Origin of the sequence: Streptomyces erythrochromogenes, from assembly GCF_036170895.1 — a bacterium.
In the GTDB taxonomy this organism is placed as follows: domain Bacteria; phylum Actinomycetota; class Actinomycetes; order Streptomycetales; family Streptomycetaceae; genus Streptomyces; species Streptomyces erythrochromogenes.
Genome location: NZ_CP108036.1, coordinates 8,032,927 through 8,057,489, shown reverse-complemented (window position 1 = coordinate 8,057,489; position 24,563 = coordinate 8,032,927). Strand labels below are relative to the sequence as shown.

The 24,563-nt window shown below is 71.5% G+C and carries 17 protein-coding genes and 1 pseudogene; 12 read left to right on the top strand and 6 right to left on the bottom strand.

Annotated elements, in window-relative coordinates:
* Positions 1-104: 104 nt before the first annotated feature.
* Both OHA91_RS37030 and OHA91_RS37025 read left to right on the top strand, forming a co-directional pair.
* Complete coding sequence (locus tag OHA91_RS37030; protein ID WP_328740851.1) at positions 105-3,836, top strand: S8 family peptidase; 3,732 nt, start codon at positions 105-107, stop codon at positions 3,834-3,836.
* A 137-nt stretch (positions 3,837-3,973) separates the two neighbouring features.
* Positions 3,974-4,966, top strand: coding sequence for a helix-turn-helix domain-containing protein (locus tag OHA91_RS37025; RefSeq protein WP_266504804.1), 993 nt, complete (start codon positions 3,974-3,976; stop codon positions 4,964-4,966).
* A 461-nt stretch (positions 4,967-5,427) separates the two neighbouring features.
* On the opposite strand, the gene OHA91_RS37020 is transcribed toward OHA91_RS37025, so the two are convergent.
* A complete protein-coding gene (locus OHA91_RS37020) occupies positions 5,428-6,543 on the bottom strand; it encodes a glutamate--cysteine ligase (protein WP_031151761.1) in 1,116 nt (371 codons plus the stop codon).
* A gap of 273 nt (positions 6,544-6,816) precedes the next feature.
* Here OHA91_RS37020 and OHA91_RS37015 point away from each other — a divergent pair, with 273 nt between their 5' ends.
* From OHA91_RS37015 to OHA91_RS37005, 3 genes are read left to right on the top strand one after another with little or no spacing between them, the layout of a single operon-like run.
* Positions 6,817-10,092, top strand: coding sequence for a CHAT domain-containing protein (locus OHA91_RS37015; RefSeq protein ID WP_328740850.1), 3,276 nt, complete (start codon positions 6,817-6,819; stop codon positions 10,090-10,092).
* Entirely contained in the window at positions 10,089-10,616 is a 528-nt protein-coding gene (locus tag OHA91_RS37010; RefSeq protein WP_328740849.1) for a hypothetical protein, read from the top strand. The genes OHA91_RS37015 and OHA91_RS37010 overlap by 4 nt, the downstream gene beginning before the upstream one ends.
* A 3-nt stretch (positions 10,617-10,619) precedes the next feature.
* A complete protein-coding gene (locus tag OHA91_RS37005; RefSeq protein WP_031151758.1) occupies positions 10,620-11,630 on the top strand; it encodes a hypothetical protein in 1,011 nt (336 codons plus the stop codon).
* A 14-nt stretch (positions 11,631-11,644) separates the two neighbouring features.
* On the opposite strand, the gene OHA91_RS37000 is transcribed toward OHA91_RS37005, so the two are convergent.
* Together OHA91_RS37000 and OHA91_RS36995 are read right to left on the bottom strand one after the other, a co-directional pair.
* On the bottom strand, positions 11,645-12,289 hold the full coding sequence (locus tag OHA91_RS37000; RefSeq protein ID WP_328740848.1) for an MASE1 domain-containing protein: 645 nt from the start codon (positions 12,287-12,289) through the stop codon (positions 11,645-11,647).
* Positions 12,290-12,417: 128 nt separating this feature from the next.
* Entirely contained in the window at positions 12,418-13,263 is an 846-nt protein-coding gene (locus tag OHA91_RS36995) for an SDR family oxidoreductase (protein WP_266504817.1), read from the bottom strand.
* Positions 13,264-13,354: 91 nt separating this feature from the next.
* Between OHA91_RS36995 and OHA91_RS36990 the strand changes: the two genes are divergently transcribed.
* Positions 13,355-13,726 carry a winged helix-turn-helix transcriptional regulator gene (locus OHA91_RS36990; RefSeq protein ID WP_031151755.1) on the top strand — a complete coding sequence of 124 codons (372 nt, stop codon included), beginning with the start codon at positions 13,355-13,357 and terminating at the stop codon, positions 13,724-13,726.
* Positions 13,727-13,820: 94 nt separating this feature from the next.
* Here the strand turns inward: OHA91_RS36990 and OHA91_RS36985 are convergent, their stop codons facing one another.
* Entirely contained in the window at positions 13,821-14,228 is a 408-nt protein-coding gene (locus tag OHA91_RS36985) for a RidA family protein (protein WP_266504820.1), read from the bottom strand.
* Between the two features lie 141 nt (positions 14,229-14,369).
* Here OHA91_RS36985 and OHA91_RS36980 point away from each other — a divergent pair, with 141 nt between their 5' ends.
* The gene (locus tag OHA91_RS36980) at positions 14,370-14,750 is read left to right on the top strand and encodes a winged helix-turn-helix transcriptional regulator (protein WP_031151753.1); all 381 of its coding nucleotides are present in this window, start codon (positions 14,370-14,372) and stop codon (positions 14,748-14,750) included.
* Between the two features lie 617 nt (positions 14,751-15,367).
* Positions 15,368-16,141, top strand: coding sequence for a tetratricopeptide repeat protein (locus OHA91_RS36975; RefSeq protein WP_308289122.1), 774 nt, complete (start codon positions 15,368-15,370; stop codon positions 16,139-16,141).
* A 217-nt stretch (positions 16,142-16,358) separates the two neighbouring features.
* Here OHA91_RS36975 and OHA91_RS36970 read toward each other — a convergent pair whose 3' ends face one another.
* Positions 16,359-17,351 (bottom strand): helix-turn-helix domain-containing protein, encoded by a 993-nt coding sequence (locus tag OHA91_RS36970; protein WP_037632553.1) that lies wholly within the window; start codon positions 17,349-17,351, stop codon positions 16,359-16,361.
* A 510-nt stretch (positions 17,352-17,861) separates the two neighbouring features.
* On the opposite strand from OHA91_RS36970, the gene OHA91_RS36965 reads away from it, so the two are divergent.
* The 3 genes from OHA91_RS36965 (at position 17,862) to OHA91_RS36955 (ending at position 21,578) form a co-directional block, all read left to right on the top strand.
* Positions 17,862-18,368, top strand: coding sequence for a DoxX family protein (locus tag OHA91_RS36965; RefSeq protein WP_328740847.1), 507 nt, complete (start codon positions 17,862-17,864; stop codon positions 18,366-18,368).
* Positions 18,369-18,749: 381 nt separating this feature from the next.
* Positions 18,750-19,241: an SRPBCC family protein gene (locus tag OHA91_RS36960; protein WP_328740846.1), complete on the top strand. Its 492-nt coding sequence runs from the start codon at positions 18,750-18,752 to the stop codon at positions 19,239-19,241.
* A gap of 1,605 nt (positions 19,242-20,846) precedes the next feature.
* Entirely contained in the window at positions 20,847-21,578 is a 732-nt protein-coding gene (locus OHA91_RS36955) for a DUF1775 domain-containing protein (protein WP_328740845.1), read from the top strand.
* A 78-nt stretch (positions 21,579-21,656) separates the two neighbouring features.
* Here the strand turns inward: OHA91_RS36955 and OHA91_RS36950 are convergent, their stop codons facing one another.
* Complete coding sequence (locus tag OHA91_RS36950) at positions 21,657-23,564, bottom strand: copper resistance CopC/CopD family protein (protein ID WP_328740844.1); 1,908 nt, start codon at positions 23,562-23,564, stop codon at positions 21,657-21,659.
* A gap of 330 nt (positions 23,565-23,894) precedes the next feature.
* On the opposite strand from OHA91_RS36950, the pseudogene OHA91_RS36945 reads away from it, so the two are divergent.
* Positions 23,895-24,528: pseudogene (locus OHA91_RS36945) on the top strand (FAD-dependent oxidoreductase); the annotation flags it as partial.
* Between the last annotated feature and the right edge of the window lie 35 nt (positions 24,529-24,563).

Here is a 24,563-nt window from a genome sequence, read left to right as displayed (position 1 = left end):
GCGCCTGGCCCGTTCGGCCATCGGTTTGGCGAGTCCTTGCCATGGCGAGGTCTTGCCGTCGGCAGGCCTTCACGTCGGCGCGACCGGGCCTATAGACCCATGGCATGTCCTCCCCCTCTCATGCTTCCGCCCTCCGGCGCCGGCGCCGGCAACTGCTGTCGGCCGCCGCCGCGGTGCCGCTGTTGGCGTCGGCGCTCGCGGTCCTGCAAGCGCCCGCTCAAGCCGCTCCGAGCAAGCCCACCGTTCCCGCCAAGTCTTCGGCGACCCACAAGGTCACTCTGGTAACCGGCGACGTCGTCACGGTCACCACGATGGCCGACGGCAAGCAGACCGCCGAGGTCGACCGGCCCGACAGTGCCGTCGGCGGCGTGAAGATCCAGCAGGTCAAGGGAGACCTGTTCGTCGTCCCGGACGAGGCCGCGCCGCTGCTGGGCACGGACAAGCTGGATCGACGGCTGTTCAACGTCACCGACCTGATCGAGATGGGCTACGACGACGCGAAGTCGGCCTCGGTACCGCTGATCGCGACGTACACCCGGTCGAAGTCCCGCGCGGCCGGCGAGCCGACGGCTCCCCGGGGCAGCAAGCTGACCCGCCGTCTGGGGGGCATCGACGGTGCCGCGCTCAGCACCGAGAAGCGACAGGCCCGCACCTTCTGGACCACCGTCGCACCGCAGGGCAGCCCGTCGCTGGGCGAGGGCGTGGCGAAGCTGTGGCTCGACGGTCGCGTGAAGGCCAGTCTGAAGGAGAGCGTGCCGCTGATCGGCGCACCCCAGGCCTGGGCGGCCGGGTACGACGGCAAGGGCGTCAAGGTCGCGGTGCTCGACACCGGCATCGACGTCAACCACCCCGACTTCGCCGGCCTGATCGACGGCACGGCGAGCTTCGTGCCGGGCGAAGCCGTCACCGACGTCAACGGGCACGGCACGCATGTCGCCGGCACGATCGTCGGTTCGGGCGCCGCCTCCGGGGGCGCCGACAAGGGAGTCGCCCCCGGCGCCGACCTGTTCGTCGGCAAGGTCCTCGGCGGTACGGAGGGCTCCGGCCAGGACTCCTGGGTCATGGCCGGCATGCAATGGGCCGCCGAGTCCGGTGCGGACGTCGTCAACATGAGCCTCGGCGACTCCTACCCGACGGACGGCAGCGACCCCATGTCGCAGACGGTGGACGCACTGTCCGCGCAGTACGGCACGCTGTTCGTCATAGCCGCCGGCAACTCCGGCCCGGAGAGCATCTCCGCGCCGGGCGCGGCCGCCTCGGCCCTGACCGTGGCCGCCACGGACAAGCAGGACCGGCTCGCGCCCTTCTCCAGCACCGGCCCGCTGGCCCACTCCGGCGGTATGAAGCCGGACATCGCGGCGCCCGGCGTGGACATCACCGCGGCCCGTTCGCAGGAAATGACCGACGGTGGTGAGGGCCCCTACCGCACCCTCAGCGGCACCTCGATGGCCACCCCGCACGTGGCCGGCGCGGCGGCGGTCCTGGCCCAGCAGCACCCGGACTGGACGGGCGCGCAGCTCAAGGAACACCTGACGAGCACCGCGAAGGGCCTGGACGGCGGGTACTCGCCGTACGAGGTCGGCACCGGCCGCCTCGACGTGGCCGCCGCCGTGCGCACCACGGTCCGCGCGACGGGATCGCTCTTCTTCGGCAACCACACATGGCCGCACGAGCCGAGCGACGCCGCCGTCACCAAGGACCTGGCCTTCACCAACACCGGTGCCGCCGACGTCACCCTGCACCTGGCGCAGACCGTCGGAAGCCCGTTCGCTCTGGGAGCGACGAGGGTGACCGTCCCGGCGCACGGCACTGCCGCCGTCCCGGTGACCGGTGACCCGAAAGCCGCAGCGCCCGGCCGGCACTCCGGCTACGTGACGGCCACCGACGCCGCCACCGGGCAGCCGGTGACCCGCACGTCCGTGGCGCTGCTCAAGGAGGAGGAGCGCTACGACCTGAACATCAAGCTGGTCGGCCGGGACGGCAAGCCCGCCGCCGGGTGGGTCACGGTCAACCTGGCCGGCGACTTCTGGCCCTGGTCGCTCTACGTCGACGGCTCGACCACCATGCGCATGGCACCCGGTACGTACACCGCGGCGGCGTACCTCGACGTGGCGGGCGAGAGGGCCGACCGCTCGGGTCTGGCCGTGCTGGTCGACCCGGAGACCGTACTCAAGGACCGCTCCGCGGACGTGGTCCTGGACGCGAGCACGGCACGCCTCCTGCAGACCGAGGCACCGCAGCGCACTGAGGACCGGCAGCGCAAGGTCGACTTCAACGTCCACTACAAGGGCCTCGACCCGTTCATGGACTACCGCAGCGCGTACGTGGTGCCGCCGACGTACGACGACGTCTACGTCGCGCCGACGCAACCCATGGAGCAGGGCGAGTTCATACTGACCACCCGGTGGCGCAAGGGCGAACCGCAGCTCAGCCTGAGCACACCGGGCGGCCGGCTCCGGTTCGAGGCACTGGTGCAGGCGGGCAGCGCACTGGGCACCGCCCGGGACACGCTGGACGCCGTCTACGCGGGCAACGGCGCGGCGGCTGCGTACAAGAAGGTCAAGGCCAAAGGCAAGGTCGTCGTCATCGACCGCAGCGACGAGGTCTCGCCGCAGGAGCGCGCCGAAGCCGCGGCAGCGGCCGGTGCGAAGGCGCTGGTCGTGGTCAACGACCGTGTCGGCGGGCTGATGGAGTACGTCGGCGAATCGGACATCCCGGTCGCCTCCGTGCACCGCAACGCGGGCAAGGCCCTGGTCGCGATGGCCAGGACCGGCAGCGCCAGGCTCACCGCGGAGCAGACCGAGTACACGCCGTTCGTGTACGACCTCACCCGGGAGTATCCCGGCCGGGTTCCGGACCGGGCCCTGGTCTACAGGCCGGCCAAGGACGACCTCGCCCGCATCGATGCCCGCTACTACTCGGCCGCGAACGGCCGCTCGGCGGAGGGCTACCGGTCCGACTTCACCCTCAGCCCGTCGGTCAACTTCCCCGAGCGCGAGTGGCACCCGGGCACCCGCACCGAGTGGGTGACCCCGGGCCAGGTCTGGAGGGAGTTCCACGCGCAGGGCGTCGACACGGCCCTGCCGTGGGTGATGGTGTCGGGCGACAACACGTACGCCAAGGGCAGCACCACCCGGCTGGACTGGTTCGCTCCGGCGACCCGTCCCGGCCAGAGCGAGTCCTTCGGTGTGTACAACTCCCGCTGGCAGAACCACATGACCTGGAACGTGCAGGCGTGGGCTTCAGCCAGCGACACCATGCGGCTGGGAGGTTTCCTGCCGTGGGGCGAGACGCCGACCCGTCTGCAGGTCTTCCAGGGCGACCGGCTGATCCACGACAATCCGCACAGCACGGACATGCAGTGGGTGGAGGTGCCGGCGGGCAACCTGCCCTATCGGGCAGTCCTCGACGCCGAGCGGCCCGGTGACCTCTTCCGGCTGTCGACGCGCACCCACACCGAGTGGACGTTCCTGTCCGACACCGTCGACTCGGACTTCTTCGAGCCGTTCCCGGTGCTGAACCTGGACTACGGGCTGGAGTCGGACCTGCACGGTGACGTCAAGGCCGACGCTACCCAGAGGATCACGCTCAAGCCGGTGTCGATGGGCGCCGGCACCGTACCCGGCACCGTCACCACCGTGGCGCTGGACGTCTCCTACGACGACGGCGCCACCTGGCAGAAGGTGACCGTGTCCAAGGGGGCCGACGGCCGCTGGACGGGCTCGTTCAGGACGGCCAAGAAGTCCGGCGGCTTCGTCTCGGTCCGCGCGAGCGCCCGGACGGACAGCGGCTTCAGCGTCAAGAACGAGATCATCCGGGCATACGGCCTGCGATGAACCGCGCTGTCGGGCCCCGGGGCGGCGACGCCCCGGGGCCCTCCCTCTCGTACCTGCTCCCACCTGGGACTGTTCAGGGTTTGCCGCCATGGCGCATACTCTCCCCGCTGCGGCAAGCGGAAGAGAGTCGGTCGCCGATGCTGGATGTTCTGGGCCTCGACCCCGACGACGAGCGGGTCTACCGGGCGCTGCTCGGACGGCCGAACTCCACCGCGCCCCTGCTGGGCGACGAGCTCGGCGTCCCGCATGCCCACGTCGCCACGGTCTTGTCCCGTCTGGTCGGGTGGGGGCTGGTCACGAGGTCGGCGGACGACCGCTTCACGGCCGCGCCGCCGGCCGTGGCTCTCGGCGCTCTCATCAGCGAGCGGCGGGACGGGCTGCGCATGGCCGAGCACGCCCTGGTGGCCTTCGCCGAGGAGCACCGGGCGGCGATGACCGTGAGCAGCATCAACGATCTGATCGAGGTCGTCACGGGCGCCGACGCCATCCGCCACCGCTTCCTCCAGGTGCAGCAGGCGGCCCGCACGCAGGTCCGCTCCTTCATCACCGCACCGTTCGTCGCCCTGCCGCCCGACGAGAACACGGCCGAGCCGGTGGCCCTCGGCCGTGGCGTGCAGTTCCGGGCGGTACTGGACCGGGCCGTCCTGGCAGAGCCGGGCATCGTCGACGACGCGATCGATTCGCTGGGCAGGGGCGTGCAGCTCCGTGTCGCGGACGAGCTGCCGATGAAACTCGTGCTGGCCGACGCCGACCTCGGTCTCGTCCCCCTCGCGGTCACACCGGACGGGGAACCCGGCGCCTTGCTGCTGCACCGCAGCGGCCTGCTGGACGCGCTGGACGCCCTGTTCGAGACGGTATGGCGGACCGCCCACCCGCTCGCGCTGTCGGCCACCGGCGGAAAGGCCGAATCCACCGTCGAGGTCGGTCCGCAAGGCCCGACCGAGCTCGACCGCAGGATCCTCGGGCTGCTCCTGGCAGGCCTGACGGACCTGACGGCCGCGGCACAGCTCGGCCTGTCGGCGCGCACGTTGCACCGGCGCCTGCGTCATCTCATGGACATGGCCGGAGTCCGCAGCCGGATGCAGCTCGGCGCGCACGCCGTCCGGCACGGTTGGGTCGAGCCGCACTGAGCGTCCGGCGTCGGCCACCCTGACCGCGGGCGTCGACATGCAGGGCACGTCCGACCGTTTGAAGGGCGAGTCCCTGGGCACACGGCGGAGCATCCGATCGACCACTCTGGGAGGGCTTGTGTCCGGACTATTCGCAAAGATCAAGCAGTTCAGCCGCAGCCCGCAGGGGCAGCGGACGATCTCCTCGCTGCGGCGTGCGGCTTCCGACCCGCGCAAGCGGGATCAAGCCCGCGGAATGCTCAGGCGCCTTCGAGGCGGGCGCTGACCTCAGCGCCCGAAACCTGCCGCCTGGGCCCGATCACCGGTCCAGGGTGTTGGCGCGGGCCAGGAAGAGGGTGGGGCGGGCGTGTTGCGCGAGCCTGCTTCCGGATTGCGTGCGGGCATGTCTGCCTCCCTCGACTCCGAGGCCGCACCCGCCCTGGGCCAGCGGGCGGCCCCGGGCGCGGTCCAGGGTCGACGTCTCAGGGTTGGGTCGTCATCTCCGCGCACCGGGTGACCACGGACGCGAGAGTCCGCCCCTCGGCGAGCAGGCGTCGCTGCGTGCGGGCGCCGTTCCCCCGTTCGTGCAGTCGGGCGATGGCTTCGCGGACACGCTCGTCGTCGTCGTGATCTTGCAGCGCCTCGCGCACATGCCGGTACAGGGCTTCGACGGCGGCCTCGGCGGACGTCTCCCGCATGGTTTCGGGGTGCAGCAGGGGGCCGTCCAAGCCCGACCGGCCGGCCCGCCAGGAGGCCAGGCGCAGCAGGCTCGTACTGACCCTGACCGGAGGCTGCCCGTCCTGCCAGGCGCGGGACGCCGTCTCCGCCAAGCCGCGGACGAGAGCGGCGAGCAGGACAGGCGTCGAGGCGTCCAGGCAGACGTCGGCGACCCGGACCTCCACCGTGGGGTAGGCGGCCGACAGGCGGGCGTCGAAGTAGATCATGCCCTCGTCGCGCAGCACCCCGGTGCCGATCATCGCGCGGACCTGCTCGTGGTAGCGGTCGGCGGATCCGAAGATCTCGACCGGTCCGGCGGACGGCCACCGGTTCCACACCCGGCTGCGGTAGCCGGCGTAGCCGCTGTCCTCGCCCTGCCAGAACGGCGAGTTCGCGCTGATCGCCATGAGGACGGCCAGCCAGGGCCTGATGCGGTCCAGGACCGCGACGCCCTCCTCGTCGGATGCGACCGACACATGAACGTGGCACCCGCAGGTCAACTGTTCCTGCGCGGTGAGTCCGAACTGCTCGCCCATCCACCGGTAGCGCCGGCCGACGTTGAGCGACGGCTGCACGGGTAGCGGCGATGTCGCGAGCGCCGCCACCACGGCGCCGGCGCTCGCCGCATGTCGGGCCGCCTCCCCGCGGATCCGAACGATCTCCTCCTGGAGCTCGCCCATCTCCGTGACCGGCTTGGTGGCGAACTCCAGCTGTTCCTTCTGCAGTTCCTTCTCGAATTCGTGCTCCCCTGCGCCGCATGCACCGGGGCGCTGCCAGGCCAGGCGGTCCGCGGCGGCCAGCACGGCCCCCGAGACGGCGAGTGGGGCACCACTGTTCCGGTCCACCAGCAGCAGCTCTTCTTCCACGCCTACGCTTCGCATGTCACCGCCCGTGGATCGACGCACCAGATGCCCTGCACCTGCCCTGCCCGCCCTCGACCATGCCGCGCCGCACTGCACATCGCCGGCATCGCCCAGAGGTGAATCCGGTGCACAGGTGCGGACGCACCGCTCGAAGGCCGCTAGGCTCCCTTCCGCACCGTCCGTCCACGATCACGCACAGGGAGTGAGGCTTTGCAGCTCGGGGGGCGAGGGGTCTGGAAGACCCGCGCAGGCGTGATCCAGCCGCCGTACCTCAGAGATCACTTGTGTCGGTTGCTCCACCTCGCAGTCGGCACGTTCCCGTTGCTCCTCTGGTCCCGTGATCCGTCCGCCTCGGGCGTCGCCGGGCTGGTCCTGGCCCTGCTGCTCTTAGGGCGGGGCGTCCTCTACGACCTGCGGCTGCGCGTGACCGTCCGGCTGTTGAGGGGACGGGAGCGCCTGAAGCGGGTTCTGGTCCTCCTGCTGTCCGGCGGCGCGTTGGCGCTGTGGCCCGGGGACTGGCTCGGCGGCGCCGGGTCGGAAGGGGGTGCGGTATCCCGGGCCTCGGTGGGCTGGGCTTCGGCCCTGCTCCTCGTCACGGCGCTCGGCTGCCTCCAGGAGTGGCGCATGTGGCCGGACGTCCGCGGCGTTCCGTCACACCGGCTGCAGCCCTTCTGGGTGCTGCGGCGGCTGCTGGGATGCGGCTGGGGCGCGGCGCTGCTGGCGGTCACCCACCCCGGCGCACGGGGATTGCTGCTGCCCGCCATCGCGGCCACGGCTGCCGAGGTGGTCTTCTCCGGGTACGCGGCCCGTACCGGGGACTGGCAGCTCAGGGTGGTCGACGCACTGCGCCTCCCGCTCCAGGCCTCGTTCCGGGTCCCCTGGGTACAGGCGAGCGCCGTCGGGACATGGGCGTACGACTCGGTGATCCGTCGCCCTCGACGGCCTGATCTGGCCCCCTGGGAACTGATGCTGCGCCATGACGAGGTGCTGGCGGACTCCGTCGGCTACGACGTCGTGGTGAGGACCTGGCAGGCGAACGCGACCACGCCCACCGCGGAGGCCGAGCCGTGGGTGAGCACGGCCGAGGCGTACGCGGACTCCCTGAAGGCCCTCTTCCAGCACCGGGCGGGGTCGGAGATCCCGGAGCCCGAGCGCCGCCGGCTGTTCACGACGTGGCAGACCGTAGCCGCCATGACGGCCATGGCACGGGCCGAAGTGAGCGTGACGACCGGGCTGTCGGACAATGCCGTGCGCAACCGCAGGTACGCGGCCCGGCTCTTCGCCGCCGCCGGTCTCCCGTTGAACGCGGCCGCTGCCCGGTGCCTCACCGCCGACCTCCTCGCCTTCCAACTGGCCCGTCCGGCCGAGGCGCTGGCCGAGGTGGACGAGATGGGCGACCGCGCCACCCTGCCGCCGGCCGTGAAACGGCTCGCGGAGCTCGTGGAGGGCGTCGCGGGCCGGCCGCACCGCGGCTCGGGCGGGGACGGCCGGCGGCTGACCGCCCTGCCGCCGGGAGCGGCGACCGCCTTGATCGAGGAACTGCCCAGCTGGCTTCCCTTCCTCTCCGTCCACCACCGGGAGATCGCCTTCGTGCGGCACGTCGAGCAGCGCGTCGACAACGCCGCGCACCTGCTCGGCCGACAGCCCGACGTGACGTTCCCCAGCGCCTACCGGGGCTTCGCCGGCAAGTACCGCCTGCCCCTCGGCGACGACCTCCGGCAGACCATGGCGGACGCGCAGCGGTCCTACGCGCGCGGATCCCTCGACGTCGCCCGGCGCGCGGCCATGGACGTGCTCGACGTCGCCCGGTCGGCGAACGACCTGGCCCAGCAGACGGCCGCGCTCCGATTACTGGCCCGGACCGCGGCCCGCTCCCGCAACTGGTCCGAGCAGTACGCCCACCTGATCGCCCTCGTCGCCGCGGTCGAGACCGCACGCGATCGTGTCGCCGACGCCGATCTGCGCATCGATCTCGACCTCGCTGAGCCCTGTGCCGAACTCGTCGCCCTCATCGTCGACCGCCGCGTACCCGGCGTACCGCTGACGACGGCACTGGACGTGGCGGAGCGGGGCCGGGCTCGCCTCATGCTGCAGACGCTGGGCGGCACCCACCACGCCGATCTACCCGCGGAGCTGCGGGAGTTGCAGGAGAAGGAGAAGGGCCTGCTGAAGAGCGTCCGCAACAGCGACCGGATCGATTCCCGCGGCCCGTACGGCTTCTCCGTGCTCAACCCCTACTGGGGCGAGGTGGAACGCGCGAGGCTCGAAGAGATCTGGCGCGCCATGGAGGCGACCGGAGCGGCCGGCGCCGCGTACGTGAGCGGTCGGCGGGGCGCGCCGGCGGAGTACGCGCAGCTGCGGGACATGCTCGAACCGGGTGAGGTGCTCTGCGAGTTCGTCCAGGCCGGCGCCCGTACGATCGTCCTGCTGGTGCGCCGGGACCGGCCCGAGCCGGTGGTCGTGGATCTGCGGCTGACGGCGGAATCCCTCCTGCCGCAGAGGCCGGACGTCGGGCAGCAGGCGCCTCCCTGGATCACCGAACTGGAGCCGCTGGCCCGCGCCCTCGCCGAACACACACGGCCGGGTGAAGTGCTGTGGCTGGTGCCCGAGGGCCCGCTGCACGACCTGCCGCTCCACGCCGTCACCGTCGCGGGGCTCCCCTGGGGTGAGCGCAACCCGATGAGCTGTACGCCCAGCGCGTCGCTCATGCGGTACAGGCTCGGCCCCGCCGCAGTCGAGGGGAGCGGGACACGGGCGGCGCTGGTCCTGGCCGATTCCCGGGGAGACCTGGCGCATGCCCGGGCCGAGGCCCGGGCCATCCGGGCGGTCCTCCCCGCCACCGAGGTCCACTTGGGCGCGTCGGCCACCCTGGAGACCCTGCGGGAGCGGCTCTCACGTGCCCGCTACGACGTGGTGCACCTGGCCTGCCACTGCCGCCTCGACAGGGAACGGCCCTCCAGGTCGGGCATCCTCCTGGCCGACGGGGAGCTGACCGCCGAGGGCCTGCTCACAGTACGGCTCGACGTACGCCTGGTCGTGCTCAGCGGCTGTGACACGGGCGTCCAGGAACAGCGCAGGGGCAATGAACTCATGGGGCTGACACGGCAGTTCCTGCACGCGGGAGCCCGGTCCGTCCTCGTGACCAGGTGGTGGGTGGACGATGTCGCCGGTGCGCTGCTGATGGAGGACTTCTACGAGCGGCTCAAGCACGGCAGCCCCCTCGCGACGGCGCTGTCCGCCGCCAGGCACCGGCTGCGGACCATGAGCCTCGAACAGGCCCTGGAGCACTGCGAACGGGAGCGGCGGCGCACGGCCGATCCCGACTCCGAGCACTCCCTGGGCCACGACATCGCCCGCCTGCGCCTGCGTGCCGGCGATGTCACCGGCGCCCTCGAAGAGATCGACGCCCGCCTCGCCGAGGCATCCGCCGGATCTCCGCATCGGCACCGGATGCTCATGCTGCGCAACCGCGCCCGCTACGCGTCCCCACGCCGCGACCACCACCTGCCCGCCTTCGATCACCCGTACTACTGGGCTCCGTTCACCTTGGTAGGAGATTGGCGATGACCCTCGAAGAGCTTCCGCTCGCCCCCGTCAGCACCCGTCCCGACGAGGCGACGGACGGGTACGTCGTGGCGCTGGACGCCGCCGGGGTGCCGACCGGCCTGGGCCGCGCCGCTCCCCCGGGCAGCCCGGCGCCCGGCGCCGGCGGGGCTGGGGGTGGGGGCCTGCACCCCGCCGTGCTCCTGCCCGCCGGCCTCAGCCTGCACGAGCTGCTGACCGGCGAAGCGGTCACCCTGCTCCCGCTCAACCCCTTCGGAGCCGTGGTGATCGACACTTCCGGCATTCTGGGCGTCCTGGAGCACCCGACGATCGCACGCCACGCCACCGGCGCGGACGTCCCCGCGGGCCGTACGCGGTCCGACCTCGCACACCCCGAGGACGCGGTCCTGGCGGGCGTGGTCGGCGTCCCCGTCGCCAGGGTCCTGTGCCGCTGCGGGCAGCTGAACCAGGTCACGTTGTACGACCCCGACTACCCGCCGACGTGTCCGAGCGACGACGGCCATCCCCTCGATCCGCAGGAGCGGTGAAGGATGTTCAGCGCCACCCTCGGTGAACTCACAGGCGTGGCCGGGCGGCGTTCCGTCCGCGGCGTGCTGCTGCCGAGCCTCGTGTTCTGCTGCCTGGCACTGCTCGTCGTCGCGACCGGCCGAGGCTCCGCGCACGACGCGCTGCACGCGTGGCGCCAGGGGTCGTGGGAGTCCAAGGTGCTCGTGGTCGCCGGGTTCGCCCTCGCCCTGGTCTGCGTGGCCGCCGCGCTCGGCAACGCCCAGACGGCGCTGATCCGGTTGGCGGAGGGCTACTGGAGCCCGCCGGTGCGCCGTACCCTCGGCCGACTGGGCCGGGGCCACCACCGGCACCTGGTCCGGCGTGCGGACGATGCCTCCACACACGACCGCTATCCCCCGCGCACCCGCCCGGACGACATCATGCCGACCCGGCTCGGCAACGCCCTCAAGGCCGCCGAGCTCTACCCCCGCCTCCGCTACGGCATCGACGCGGCCCTGGTGTGGCCCCGGCTGCACCCTCTGCTCCCGGACACCTTCCTGACCGTGCTGGGTGCGGCGCGGACGGGTCTGACGGCACTGCTCGCATCGGCGTTCCTGTCCGTCGTCCTCGCGGTCGGCGGCGCCGGGTACCTGTGGGCGGTACACGCCCCGACGCCGCTGTTCCTGCTGTGCCTGTGGGGCGGCGGACTGGCCGCGTGGGCCTGCTACCGCGGCGCCCTGCTGAGGGCCGTCGTCTACGGACAGCACCTGCGCGTGGCCTTCGACCTGTACCGCGGGCACCTGCTGGAGGCGGTGGGGCGCCCCGTCGGCGACGGCGACGAACGAGCGCACTGGGAGCGCCTGTGCCTCTTCTGGCACCGCGGCATCCTCCCGCACCACGTCGCCGCACCCGACCGACCCGCACCACCCAGCCCCGACACCCCGCCCGACCCCGCCGCCCAAGCCCGACCCGGCTTCTCCCCGTCGATCTCCCACCTGATGGCGGCCGCCTTCGTAGCCGCGGGCCTGGCGGGCGCGCTCACCGGCGCGGGCTGATGCCCCGCCGGGTGTCATGGCGGTGTGTCGTTCTCGGGCGGGTGCTCGTACGACTCGGGTCCCGGCTCCATACGGGACACCATCTCCGCGAGCCGCGCGCGGACCCGTTTGATCTCCTCGTGCGTCGTGTCGCGTTCGGTGATGACGGCCGCGAGGAGGAGTGCCGTCAGCGCCGTCGTACCGTTGAAGGCCTGCAGCGTGACCGTGTTCTCGAAGACGTCGGCACTGGCGAACGGGCCTCTTTCGGCGGCCGCAGCCATGATCGCCAGCGTCGACACCACGAGCGCGCACGGCGCCGCGCCCGCCAGCCGGAAGCGGAACGCCGCCCAGATCGGGAACGGCGACACGAGGAAGAGCAGGTTCGCCTCGGGCGCGCGCGTCGCCAGCAGTGTGACGAAGACCGTACCGAACGCCGGCGCCACCGCTTCGAGCCACCGGCCGGGCCCCGCCCGCGACGGCCACCGGGCCCTGCGCAGCACGAGCAGGAACGGGGTGACGATGCCGGGCCACGGGATGGGGAGAGCGCCGACCCGACCGAGATCCGCAACATGGCTCTCGTCGAGGCAGTCGTCCGGCTCGACCACCCGCAAAGCGCTGTCCCCAGCCCGGGATCGCCGGCCGCCGTGACGTGACGCAACCGCATCGAGCCCCTCCTCCATGGCGGTTGCGTCATGCCGGCCGGGTGCCAGGCGGCCATGGGTTCAGCCGGTGTGTGTCGCCGGGCCGGTGTCTCCAGCCCTGGTCACGACGGTCGAGGCTGCCGCAACTGCCACTTCGGCAACGCTGGTCAGTCTCGGCGGAACGCGGCGGCATTGCGGGCAGCCCAGTCGGCGAAGGGGCGCGGGGCGCGGTCGAGGACCCGCTGGACGTCCGGGCTGACGCGCGTTTCGGCCGGGGTCGGGGAACCGAGGATGTCCAGGGTGTCGTCGGCGAGCTCTGCCGGCATGCTCTGGCTCATGGCGGCCTTGGCTTCGTCCCGGGTGAGCTCGTGGAACGTCACCGGTGAGCCCAGCGCGGCGGCGATGGCCCGCGCCTGCTGGCGGGGAGTGATGACCTCCGGGCCGGTCAGCTCGTACACGCTGCCGCTGTGCCGGTCGTCCAGCAGGCAGGCCGCCGCGACTGCGGCGATGTCCGCCGGGTCGATGATCGGCACACCGACGTCGCCGAAGGGCGCGGCAACGGTCTGCCGCGCGCGGACGGACTCGGCCCACCACAGAGCGTTGGAGGCGAAGCCGCCGGGCCGCAGGACGGCCCACTCCAGGCCGGACCCGCGCAGTGTGTCCTCCAGCGCGCGCATGGCGATCCTCGTCGGGCCGAAGGGCCTGGTCGCCACGCCCAGCGTGGAGAGCAGGACGACCCGGCGGACCCCGCCGGCCGCGGCTTCGCCGATGATGTCGGCAGGGCCGGCTCCGGCGGAGTGCACATCGCCGGACAGCAGCAGGAACAGCGACTGCGCCCCGGTCAGCACAGGCCTGAGGCCGGCCGGCTCGGTGAGGTCGGCCACCACGTGGCGGACGCCGTCCGGCACCGGCGCCGTATGCCGCGAGACAGCCGTCACCTTCTGGCCCGCCTCCGCCAGCGCCTGCGTCAACGGTCGGCCGATGTTCCCGGTAGCCCCGGTCACCACGATCATGATCAGCTCCTCGTCGGAAGTCCTCTTCGGCCTTGACGCTAGGAGTCGGGCTAACCATTGGTAAGGACATACCTCCGGGTAAGCTCATCCCATGGTGGAAAGCGCGCAGCTCAACCAAACCGGGCCGGTGCAGCGGTATGACGTGTTTCACACGGACTGCCCCGCGCGCAATGTGGTCGACCACGTGACCAGCAGGTGGGGCATCTGGGTGCTGATCTCCTTGCGCAGCAACGACCTCCGCTTCTACGAGCTGCGCGAGAGCATCAACGGCATCAGCGAGAAGATGCTCGCCCAGACCCTGCGCACGCTGGTCCAGGACGGCCTGGTCTGGCGGGAGGTCGAGCCGACGACGCCGCCCCAAGTCACTTACGGGCTGACCGAGTTCGGCCGGGACCTCGGCGAGCCTCTGACCGAGCTGTTCGACCGGATCACCCGGCGGCTGCCGCCGCGCGGCGCGCAATAGCGGGGACGGCCGACGGTCCGTGTCGCCGCCCACGGCCGGCGCCGCGGTTCCGGCGTGCGTCTGTACGGCGGCGGCCAGGCGTGGGAGCACCCGTTCAGTCGATGACGGCGGTGACTTCGACCTCGACCAGGTGCTCGGGTACGTCCAGGGCCGCCACGCCCAGGAGCGTGGCCGGAGGGACCGGTACGGTCCCCAGTTTCGCGGCCGCCCGGGCGATTCCCTCCATCAGCAGGGGCATCTTGTCGGGGGTCCAGTCGACGACGTAGACGTTCAGTTTGGCCACGTCGTCGAGGGTTGCGCCGGCGTCGGCGAGGGCGGTGGAGACGTTCAGGTAGCACTGCTCGACCTGAGCGGCGAGGTCGCCTTCGCCGACGGTGACGCCGCCGACGTCCCAGGCGACCTGCCCGGCGACGAAGACCAGCTTCGACCCGGTCGCGATCGACACCTGCCTGTACGCGTCGATCTGCGGCAGTCCGTCGGGGTTTACCAGGGTGATGGCCATGATGTGTCTCCCTTTGCGATGAGCTCCCGCGTGCTCGTTTCCATGGAGCACGCCGCTTTCGCTCTCTTGTGGTTACTCAGGAACCGTAGGAGAGTGGCCGCTGACATGGAAGAACGCACTTTTCAGTGACTGGGGAACCTCATGGTGACCAAGCAGTACACAGGCCTGCCCGACGAAGCGGACCTGCGGCGCGCGGACTCTCTGGCGCGGGAGATCTTCTCGGACGTCGCCAACAAGTGGGCACTCCTGATCATCGAGACCCTGGGGGACCACACCCTGCGCTTCGGCGAACTGCGCGATCAGGTCGAGGGCATCAGCCACAAGATGCTCACCCAGAACCTGCGCATGCTGGAGCGCTACGGCCTGGTCGAGCGGACGGTGCACCCCGTCGTGCCGCCACGGGTCGAATACACCCTCACCGAGCCGGGCCAGGCCCTGCGGGTGACGATCGACGGGCTGTGCGGCTGGACCCACCGCTACATCGGGCACATCGAGGCCTCCCGGCAGCGCTTCGACGCCTGACGGATGGAGCACGCCCGCGCGTCGAACGTCTCCGTCCGGTCCGGTTCCTCGGGCCGGTCCGGACCGACTGTGAACGGGGCCATGCGGGTGGCATCGCTACAGGTCACACGTCCGCGACGGCATCGGCTGCGAATAAGGGCAAGGCCGGCGTGTGGGCGATCGGTCTGACGGCGACCGAGAGCTTGCGGGTCGGCGACCGCCTCGGCTTCGTCAAGCAAGGCCCCGGCTGAGCTGCTTGGAGCTCCTCGCCTGCGATAGTGCGGGCCGGTCGGTGCCGGGCCCGGCTGGAGCCGGCGTCCCGCGCAGTGCCGCACGGCCCGCGAAGACTGCACGGGTGACGCGACGGCAGCAGGTCCTGCCCGCGATCGGCAGCGCCACGGGGCTGCGAGCAGCCTGTCAGAAGGCGGCTCTGCGCGGTGACTATTGCATCCGCCCACCGGATAGTGCCTGGCGTGAGTGTCCGTGTGGCCGGGGTCGGTCTCTGAGTTGGCCCCCGTGGGCTCGAACCCACGCACCAGCCCTTGCCGCGCGGGGGTTCGCAGCCTTCGTATGCTCCGGGCATGAAACTCTTTCGGTGGCGTGGCCGACATGAAGCCGGTCAGACGACGAACAACCCTTTGGCCCAGGCCACGGCCCTGTACCAGGCGGGGCGCTATGCCGAGGCGGAGGCCGAGGCACGCTCCGTGGCCGCGGCTCGGTCCCGGCCGCGCGACGACACGTACGCGCCGCTGGCACTGGGCATCGCCGCGCTCGCTGCGGGCGCTCAAGGCCGCCATGCCGATGCCGTCACCACATACGACGCACTGCTGCCGGTCTTCGGAAAGACCTTCGGCCCCGAACACCCGCAGACCCTGAAACTGCGCTCGGACCGCGCTCAGGCGCTGAGCTCACTGGCCCGGCACACCGAATGCGAGGCAGAGTGCGCGGCCGTCGCCCGGGTCGCAGCCCGCGGCACAGGACCGGACATGCTCCTCATAGCAACGGCCGCCCGCAACGGGCAGGTCTACGCCCTCACCTCGCTGGGCCGCCACCCGGAAGCGGAGGCGCTGGCGCGCGAGGCACTTGCCGCCCGTCGCGCACCGGACCGCTTCACCTTGGTCCTGCGTCTGGGTCTGGCCCGCAGCCTCAATGGCCAGGACCGCCACGAGGAGGCTCTCGTCGAGGCGGAGCGCGCCGACGACCTGCGCCGTCGTCTGCCCCAGGAGCAGCTCCGCCCGGAAACCGGCGCCGTCGAGCTGGCCACGGCCACCGCCCTCCTCGGCCTGGGGCGTGCCGGCGAGGCCCGGCCGCTGGTCGCGGCCGCCCGAGACGCCTGCCTGGCCGCCTTCGGCCCGGACCACCGCCGCACCGCCGAGGCCGAGGCGTTGCTCGGCCGCATCGACGGCGCTTGAGCAGGCGCGCTGCACCGAGGGGCGGGACGCTCACCCGTGGCTGCGCACGCCAGTTGGCCGGTCGGGCCGACCCAGCCCACTCCTGCCCGTGCTCGGCATCCTCGTCGGCACCGGCATCCTCACCTGCCTCGCACGACACGACGCCGCCTGCTCCGTCGCCTTCTTTCCCCAGCGTCATCGCCAGTGGGAACTGGACCAGGCGCCGCACCGCACCCGGTCATGCGGGGGCCGCGTCGGAGCCCCGCGTGCGCGTTCCCGACGCCTCGTGCCGGAAGGAGCGGCGATAGGCGGCGGGCGTGGTGTGCACCAGCGCGTGGAAGCGCCGGCGGAGATTGGCGGCCGAGGACAGGCCGGTCCTGGCCGCGATCGCCTCGACGGCTAGATCCGTCTCCTCCAGGAGGGCCCGGGCCGCCATCACCCGCTGCCGCAGCAGCCAGTTGCCCGGGCTCGTACCCAGCTGCTCGGCGAACCTGCGGGCGAGCGTGCGCGTGGAGACGGCCCCGAACGCGGCCAGGTCGTCGACGGACAGCGGCTCGTGCAGACGCTCCGCGGCCCAGTCCAGGACCGGGGCCAGGGAGTCGGGGGTGCGGTCGGTGAGGGGGTGCGTGGCGTATTGCAGCTGGCCGCCTTCACGATGGGGCGGCATGACCATGTGCCGGGCGACCTGGTTCGCGTAGGCGGCGCCCTGGTCGGTGCGGATCAGGTGCAGGCACAGGTCGATGCCCGCGGCCGTGCCCGCACTCGTGGCGATGTCGCCCAGGTCGACGTAGAGCACGTCCGGCTCGACCTGGATCCCGGGATGCCGCGCGGCGAGTTCGTCGGCCAAGCGCCAGTGAGTGGTCGCCCTGCGACCCTCCAGCAGTCCGGCCTCGGCGAGCAGGAAGGCGGCGGAGCACAACGCGGCGATACGGGCGCCACGGCGATGCGCCCGCCGTAGCGCGTCCACGACGCCGGGCGAGGGAGCGCTCGCGCGCTGCACCCAGCCGGGGATGAGAACCGTCTGCGCGCGCTGCAAGGCCGACAACCCGTGCGTGACCGCCATGTCGTAGCCGGCCAGCGTCGGCAGGGGTCCGGGCCGCTCGGTGCAGACGTCGAACGTGTAACGGGCGGGCAGGCCGGGCCGGTTCAGGCCGAAGACCTCGGCTGCGCAGGCCAGCTCGAACGTGGACTGCGGCGGCAGGAGAAGACACACCACGCGGTGAAGACTCATGGCAGAAAAGTATCTCCGCATGTCAATCCTGACTCTGGGGCGGAGGCGGATCGGCCGCGAGCATGATCTTCGTGACTCAAGAACCCGACGTCGTACAGATCGTCCGCAGGCGCTCGCCCGGCACGGAGTGGGCGCGTGGGTGCGTGTACGCCCTCGCCCCGGGTGCGCAAGGGTCCGAGCGGACGTGCACGAGGCCGAGGACGCCACTACGTGCTGTCCGCGAGTTCATCGACTGCGGCCGACGCCCCGCGGCGGGTAGCCACGTGGTGTTCGCGCCGGGCGGCGCGCAACGCCCGCGCACGGAGATCGGAGCGCGCATGATCGGGATCACCGTCCTCCGGTGACGGCTCGGCCGCGCCCGGCGGGCGGGCGCGGTGTTGAGCCGGTCAGGTCGGGTCGGCGTCAGCCGGAGACGGCGGAACGCTTCTGTCCGTGCACATGCCCGGCATGGCACCTGCACCCCGCCCGAACGCGACCGGCAGACCCACCCAGTGAAGGGATTCTCCTCCCATGTTCGGCACACTCATGCTCATCGCCGTACCCAGCGTGCTGTTCCGGCTGCTCGGCGCGTTCGGCGTCGAGCGGTTCGCGACCTGGCGGGTGTCCGTCCTGCACGGCCTCGCAGTCATGCTGGTGTTCACGGCGAGCGCGCACTTCGTCCCGTCCTCCCTCGGCCCCGTGCCCGGCCACCACGACCTGGTCGCGATGGTCCCGACTTTCGTGCCGTTCCCCCGCCTCGCGGTCTACGCGACCGGCGTCCTGGAACTCCTCGGCGCCGCCGGACTCGTCCGGGAGGCCACCCGGCCGGCGGCCGGGCTCGGCCTCGCCGCGCTGTTCGTCCTGATGCTCCCGGCCAACATCCACGCGGCCGTCGAGCACATCCCGTTCAACGGAGAGCCGGCGACACCGCTGTGGTTCAGGGTCCCCGAGCAGGCGATCTTCATCGGCGTCGCGCTGTGGGCCTACGTGCCGAAGCGCGCCGCGGCCGCCCACCGGGCCGGCGGGGTCCCGGCCTAGAGGACCGTATCCTCCTGCGCGCCCGGACGACCGTCACAGGGCGCACCGTCCGAGCATGCAACACACACATCGACTACTCGTACAAGGTGATCGCCGACCCGGACCCCAAGGTTCCTGCGTGGCGCCGCCGCCTGGGAGCACTGTCGATGCCGTCGCCCAGCGGCCGCCGTTCACTGCGTTCTGAGCCCACCATGGGGAGTGGTTGCGCGCGCGGGAGTGAACACAACTACTCGGCGAACGGGGCCGACAGGCAGAGGCACTGGAGATACTCGCCCCGTACCTCGCTACCCTTTACTTTACGGGCAGGAATGCAGTGCCCTCAGCCGAGGAACACGACGAGCAGCACAAAAGCACGTTTTCTCAAAGGAAATGATGCGCACCATGAAATACACCGTCTCCATCGAGATCGTCCGGCGGCGGGAGGAGGTGGTCCAGTTGCTCGCCGACCCGGCCCAGCTGCCGAAATGGCTGCGGGGCCTGGTTCTGCACGAACCGCTGAGCGGGGAGCACGGGCAGGTCGGCACCACGTCGCGGATCGTGATGCAGATGGGCCAGCGAAAGCTCGAGTGCACCGAGACCATCACACGCCGGGAACCGGCAGACCTGCGCGAGATCCCGAAAACGACCGTCGTTCACTTCGACCGCGAGATCGTCGGCGAGGGCATGTGGAGCGCCGTGCGCGACCGGCTGACCGAATCCGGCCCGGAAACGACGCTCTGGGAGAGCGAGAACGAATACCGGTTCAGCGGCTTCATGATGAAGCTGGTGGCACTTCTGATGCCCGGCGCCTTCCGCAAGCAGTCGCAACAGCACATGCAGGACTTCAAGGCGTTCGCCGAACGGGGAGAGGACGTCCGCGAGGCGACGGACTGATCTGCCGTAACCGGTCAGGCGCCTGACGGCGCGCCGTGTTGCTCTTCTCCTCGTCCGTGGATGAGGCGTGCCGAAGGCGGCGAGGCCGGCGCTGCGGCGCGCGAAACGCTCCGCAGCCATCCAGGTGCCACCTGCCAGGAGCGCTCGCAGCCCAGCCGTGCCGGGGCCGTTCCTCTGTGAGCCGATGAAGAGGGCCAGAACGTCCCCCTGTGGCAGCCGGCCGCCGAGGGTGGCGTGGACCCCGCCGATTACCACACGTGAGTCACCGCCGAGCAGCTGCCCGGTGTCGACCTGTGCGGTATCGGCCCGCCCTCGCACCCGCGCTTCGGCGCCGGCCCGATGGGCGTGGCTGCTCGCGGCCGCACCTGCGGACGCCCGTCCACCGTCCACACCGAGGTCTGCCTGAACGACGCCGGCGGCGCGCACCCGCTGGGCGCGATGCGGCGCTCGCCGGTACAGCACCTGGCTGATGCTCCGGTAGCGGTGTCCACGAGGCCTGTGCCACACCCGCGGGCCCGGGCCGAGGCCTCGTCGGCGAACTGGACCACCCGGAGCTGGAAAAGTGCTCCGCAATTGACAGTTGGGGTCTGGCCGAACCTGCGTGCGATGGATGATGACCACGACATGGCCGGAGCCCGTGCAGGGATGCGCTCGCGTCCACAGCCCACGTGGCGGGGCGGACGCCTGCTGCGGGCTGTCGTGTTCGCACTGCTCAGCTCGGCGTTGGCCGTGGTGGGCCATCACCTCGCCTCGCAGGACTCGGTTTCCTGGCGGCGGACGACGGTCGGGGCACTGGCCGTCTTCGCTCTTTCATGGCCGGCGGTCCGTCCGTCCGTGCCTGCTCTGCACGTACTTGCGGCTACCGGAACGGCTCAGCTCCTCCTGCACGGGACCCTGTCCCTGTCCCTGTCCCTGCACGGGCACGTGCACGACGGTGCACTGGAGATCTGGCACACCTCACACCGCGCGGCGTGGGCCATGACAGCCACTCACGGCGTGGCCGCATGCGTGATGGCCCTGCTCATGCGCCAGGCGGATCAGGCATGGAGCCGTCTGCCCGCGACCTTGGGTCAATGGCGCAGGCGGCAGTTGCGGCTGCCGTCGTGGCATTCGGTGTCTGCTGCCGACCACGGGTTCCGCCTGACCTGCGGAGCGTGCGCGTCGCGCTCGGCGGGGTTGCCGTGGGGCCGACGGTGATGACGATGCTCTGGCACGCAGTGGTGCGTCGGGGGCCTCCCGCCGGACCTGACGGGCTCTCCACCTGCAGGGTGAGGTCCGGCCCTCGTACCGAGAGGGTTCCTCCATCTTGACACCCTCCCTGCCTCGAAGGGGGGATTCCGTCCGGCTACCGGTGGTCACCGAGTGGGTTCCCCGTACAACGGGCCGTACCCGGCGGGGGACTCCGTACCAGGACTTGCCGGCCCTCCAGGGCGTTCGGCCTCCCGGCGAAGCTCACGAACCAGCGGCCGGACGGGGCCTTGAAGGAGAACCGCAGATGCACGCAATCGCTCTACGAGCCCCCGCTGACAGCGCCGTTCGCCCGGTCGGCGAACCGGCTTTCCCCACCCCGCTACGCGGGCGCTTCGTTGCCTCCAAGGAGTCCCGATGAACAGGTCACACACCCGCCTCCAGCTCTCCAGGCCGGCCTTCACGGCCGCGTGCGCCGTGATGGTCGTGGGCATGGCTGCCGGGCCGGCCGCTGCGCACGCCGAGGTCACCGCCTCCGACCCGCGCGCGCTCGCCGAGAACGTCACGCTGTCCTTCACCTCAGAGGCGGAGTCGGACACCGCGGGCATCGCAGAGTTGCGCGTCGTGCTCCCGAAGGGCATCGCTCCGGACGCCGTGACGCTCAAGGACGCCCCCAAGGAGTGGAAGCTGGCGGCCACGCCGGACGGATACGCGATCGGTGGCCCGGCGCTGGCCACCGGCACGGATGCCCAGTACAGCATCACCGTGCGCCAGCTGCCCGATGAGAAGACCCTGGCGTTCAAGACTCTGGAGACCTACAGCGACGGAAAGATCTCCCGATGGATCGAAGTGCCCACCGACGGCGAGAAGGTCGACAACCCTGCCCCCGTGCTGGAGTTGAAGGCGGCGGCTCCCGGAGCCAAGCTCGTCGCCCCGAGCCCCTCGCCGTCCGGGACCCCGAGCAGCGCCCCGTCTCCCGAGCAGTCAGCGGCCCCGTCGGCTCCCGTCGCGTCCGCGAGCGCGCAGGCGACGAGCGCGGAGGAAACCGGCAGCAGTACCGGCGCCACCGTCGGCGTGGTCGCGGCCGCGCTTCTGCTCGTCGCTGCCGGCACCTTCTGGTGGGTGCGCCGCAGCCGTAGCCGGGCCTGACAGGAACGGCCGGGGCTGCCGCACCGCACGGCATGTGCAGTCGGCAGCCCCGGCCGCGAACCCAAGGTGCATGGAGGACTACGTGATGCGGATGGTCTCGCGCACGGTGACCTGATCGATGTCGGTGGTGCGCACGGTGATGTTCAGGGTCCAGGCACCGGCCATGGGCAGCTGCAGGTCGTAGGTGGCCCAGTACCCCTTCTGGTTCTTGAGCTTGGCGTCCAGCGGGCCGATCCCGAGGGCGTCCTGGGTCAGGGTGAGGCGGAGTTCGGGAACGGTGGCGAAGCCGCCGTCCGCCGTGTACACGACGGCTTCGACCGTGTTCTCGCCGACGCGACCCGGCTCCAGCGTGATCTGCACGGCGCCCTTCTGGTTGGCCGTCCCCATGTCGAACGGGACCGTGACCACCTTCGCCTGTGGCTCCGAGGCGGTCGCCGCGGCCGTCGGTGCCCCGTTGGCGGCGCGGCTGGGCTGGGTTCCGGTGAGCAGGGTCGTGATCGCCAGGACCACGACACCGAGTACGGCTTCGACGGCCACCGTGCGGCGCAGCCTGCGCCGGTGCACTTCGGTCCCAAGGGCGGGCGGCTCGGTGCCGTCTCCCGGCTCACCCCCGGCGGGTCCGTCCGGCGTACTGTCGGCGACCGATGCCAGGGGTGCAGACGGCGCACCGACCGTTTCCACGACCCTCACCCGCGCAGGCTCGGGCACCGCCTGCCGTTCTTCAGCGGCCGGCAGCGCCTCGTGATCGAGGCGGTCCGCCCAACGGCGGGAGAAGAACGCCACCGCCAGCACGAGAACGACTGCGGCGAGCTTCACGGCGAGGATCCTGCCGTACGACGTGGTGGACAGCGCCTCCCACGAGCCGACCTGCCGCCAGGACTGGTACATTCCCGTACCGACCAGAACGGCAATGGCCGTGAAGGCCACGGTGGAGAAGCGCCCGATCGCGGACGCGGGGACGTCACCGCCGCCGGGGGCTCGCCGCCGCAGGACGATCGCCAGCGTGATCAGGCCGCCCAGCCAGACTCCCATCGCCAACAGGTGCAGCACGGCGACGGGAACGGCCAGCGGCACCTGGATGCCCGCGGAGGCGTGCTCCGCGCCGGCCCAGGTGAACGCCAGGGCCAGGGCGAGCGCCGCCCCGACGACACGGACACGGGTACCGAGGTCACCCGGCGTCGTTCCGTCCTCGTGACGGTCCAGTCGCAGGGCCTGCCGTCTCAGCAGCACCGCGGCACTCGCGAGCAGGCCGAGCCGTACGACCAGTGCGATCCCGGGCCTCCCGGTGACGGTTCGACCCAGCTGGGACAGGTCGAACGCCGATGTCAGCGATCCGGCCGTCTCGTAGGGGCCGCGGAGCAACAGGAGGGCCACGGTGGACACCACCAGTGCCGCCCAGCCGACTGTCAGCAGCCTGCGCACCGGGCGGACCGCCGCGGCGGTGGGCCAGCACAGGAGGACGAAGGCGGCAGCCCCGACCAGCAGGGCCAGTCCGCTGTAGGCGACATGGCGGAGGAAGCCGTACAGGCGCGCGGCCGCCGTGTCCTCGAGGGAGTCCGTCGCCACCACGGCGGCGGTGCCGGACGGTTTGCCGATGGAGAAGATGAACGCGCCCGAGATCGGGTGGCCATCGGCGGAGACGACGCGCCAGGCCACCGTGTAGGTGCCCTGGGCGAGCTTGTCCGACAGCTCCACCCGTGCGGTGTTGTCCTTGCCGTCCACGTGCTGGGCCGGGCGTGGGTTCACACGCGCGTTCTCCGGAGACAGCACTCTGAGTGAGTCGTCGGAGAAGCCGACCGACTCCGTGAAAGTGAGCGTGACCTGCTTCGGAGCAGTCGCCAGGACGGAGCCTTCTGCAGGGTCGGAGCCCCTGAGGCCGGCGTGCGCGAAGGCCGAGCCTGCGCCGCCGAGGACCAGGGCGAGTATGGCGGCGACCAGCGCGAGGACCGTCAGGGAGGTCCTCGCGGGAGGCGATCCAAGGTGCATGAACAGTCAGTCTCCGAAGTGGCGGTCGTCAGCGGCGGCACCGCCGCCCGGAAATCGATCGTCTCGAGGTCATGACGGGATGTGGACGATAGTGCTGCCGGCCCCGGGACGGAGCTGGTTGAGCAACTTCGGCTAAAGGGCGGAACGGACGGCTCGGCTCGGGGCGTATTCCTGTATGGAGCGGGCAGCGGGCTGTGTCCGGGGGCCTCGCGGGCCGGCCCGGCGGGTTTGCGATGAGCGGCGCCTGCAGGTCGAGCGAGCTGCTGTGGCGTGTCCGGTGCAGGCGATCGTGATCGACCGCTTGGACGGCGCGGGGCGGGGCAAGACGTCATGGGCCTGCCGGCCACGGTGGCAGAGCTGGTGCGCGAGTTCAGGGCCAACGGCCGGATCGTCGCCGTCGGGGCATCTCTGGCCGGGCTGCGGGCCGCGGAGGCGCTGCGCGAGGAGGGCTTCACCGGTTCCTTGACCATCATCGGGAACGAGCCGTACGAGCTCTACGACCGTCCCCCACTGTCCAAACAAGTACTCAAAGGCTGGGTGGCGGCCGACCACACCAAGCTCCCCCGCATGCGAGAGGTGGATGCGGACTGGCGGCTGGGGGTGGCTGCCACCGGTCGGGATCGGGCCGGCAAGCATGTGCGCCTGGCCGACGGCGAGCAGGGCGGGTACGACCGGTTGCTCATCGCCACGGGCACCCGCGCTCGGCAGCGGCCGAACCCGACCGAGGCCGCCCTTCACGGGGTCCACACGATTCGCACGCGTGACGATGCCGCACAGTTGCGGAAGGCGCTGGCCGAGCCGCCGTCACGGGTCTTGGTGATCGGCGCGGGTTTCATCGGCTCGGAAGTGGCCTCCGTGTGCCGGGAGCTCGACGTCCGGTGACCGTCGTCGAGGGGGGTTCGGCCCGTTGAGCGGTGCGCTCGGCGGGGTGATCGGGGAGATCGCCGCGCGGATGCAGCGCGACGACTCCGCCTATCCTGCCGGTGACGGTGATCTGCA

What these genes read in the sequence shown, in the direction of transcription:
- OHA91_RS37030 (WP_328740851.1), top strand. Translation starts at nt 105, where the DNA reads ATGTCCTCCCCCTCTCATGCTTCCGCCCTCCGGCGCCGGCGCCGGCAA.
- OHA91_RS37025 (WP_266504804.1), top strand. Translation starts at nt 3,974, where the DNA reads ATGCTGGATGTTCTGGGCCTCGACCCCGACGACGAGCGGGTCTACCGG.
- OHA91_RS37020 (WP_031151761.1), bottom strand. Translation starts at nt 6,543, where the DNA reads ATGCGAAGCGTAGGCGTGGAAGAAGAGCTGCTGCTGGTGGACCGGAAC.
- OHA91_RS37010 (WP_328740849.1), top strand. Translation starts at nt 10,089, where the DNA reads ATGACCCTCGAAGAGCTTCCGCTCGCCCCCGTCAGCACCCGTCCCGAC.
- OHA91_RS37005 (WP_031151758.1), top strand. Translation starts at nt 10,620, where the DNA reads ATGTTCAGCGCCACCCTCGGTGAACTCACAGGCGTGGCCGGGCGGCGT.
- OHA91_RS37000 (WP_328740848.1), bottom strand. Translation starts at nt 12,289, where the DNA reads ATGGAGGAGGGGCTCGATGCGGTTGCGTCACGTCACGGCGGCCGGCGA.
- OHA91_RS36995 (WP_266504817.1), bottom strand. Translation starts at nt 13,263, where the DNA reads ATGATCGTGGTGACCGGGGCTACCGGGAACATCGGCCGACCGTTGACG.
- OHA91_RS36990 (WP_031151755.1), top strand. Translation starts at nt 13,355, where the DNA reads ATGGTGGAAAGCGCGCAGCTCAACCAAACCGGGCCGGTGCAGCGGTAT.
- OHA91_RS36985 (WP_266504820.1), bottom strand. Translation starts at nt 14,228, where the DNA reads ATGGCCATCACCCTGGTAAACCCCGACGGACTGCCGCAGATCGACGCG.
- OHA91_RS36980 (WP_031151753.1), top strand. Translation starts at nt 14,370, where the DNA reads ATGGTGACCAAGCAGTACACAGGCCTGCCCGACGAAGCGGACCTGCGG.
- OHA91_RS36970 (WP_037632553.1), bottom strand. Translation starts at nt 17,351, where the DNA reads ATGAGTCTTCACCGCGTGGTGTGTCTTCTCCTGCCGCCGCAGTCCACG.
- OHA91_RS36965 (WP_328740847.1), top strand. Translation starts at nt 17,862, where the DNA reads ATGTTCGGCACACTCATGCTCATCGCCGTACCCAGCGTGCTGTTCCGG.
- OHA91_RS36960 (WP_328740846.1), top strand. Translation starts at nt 18,750, where the DNA reads ATGAAATACACCGTCTCCATCGAGATCGTCCGGCGGCGGGAGGAGGTG.
- OHA91_RS36955 (WP_328740845.1), top strand. Translation starts at nt 20,847, where the DNA reads ATGAACAGGTCACACACCCGCCTCCAGCTCTCCAGGCCGGCCTTCACG.
- OHA91_RS36950 (WP_328740844.1), bottom strand. Translation starts at nt 23,564, where the DNA reads ATGCACCTTGGATCGCCTCCCGCGAGGACCTCCCTGACGGTCCTCGCG.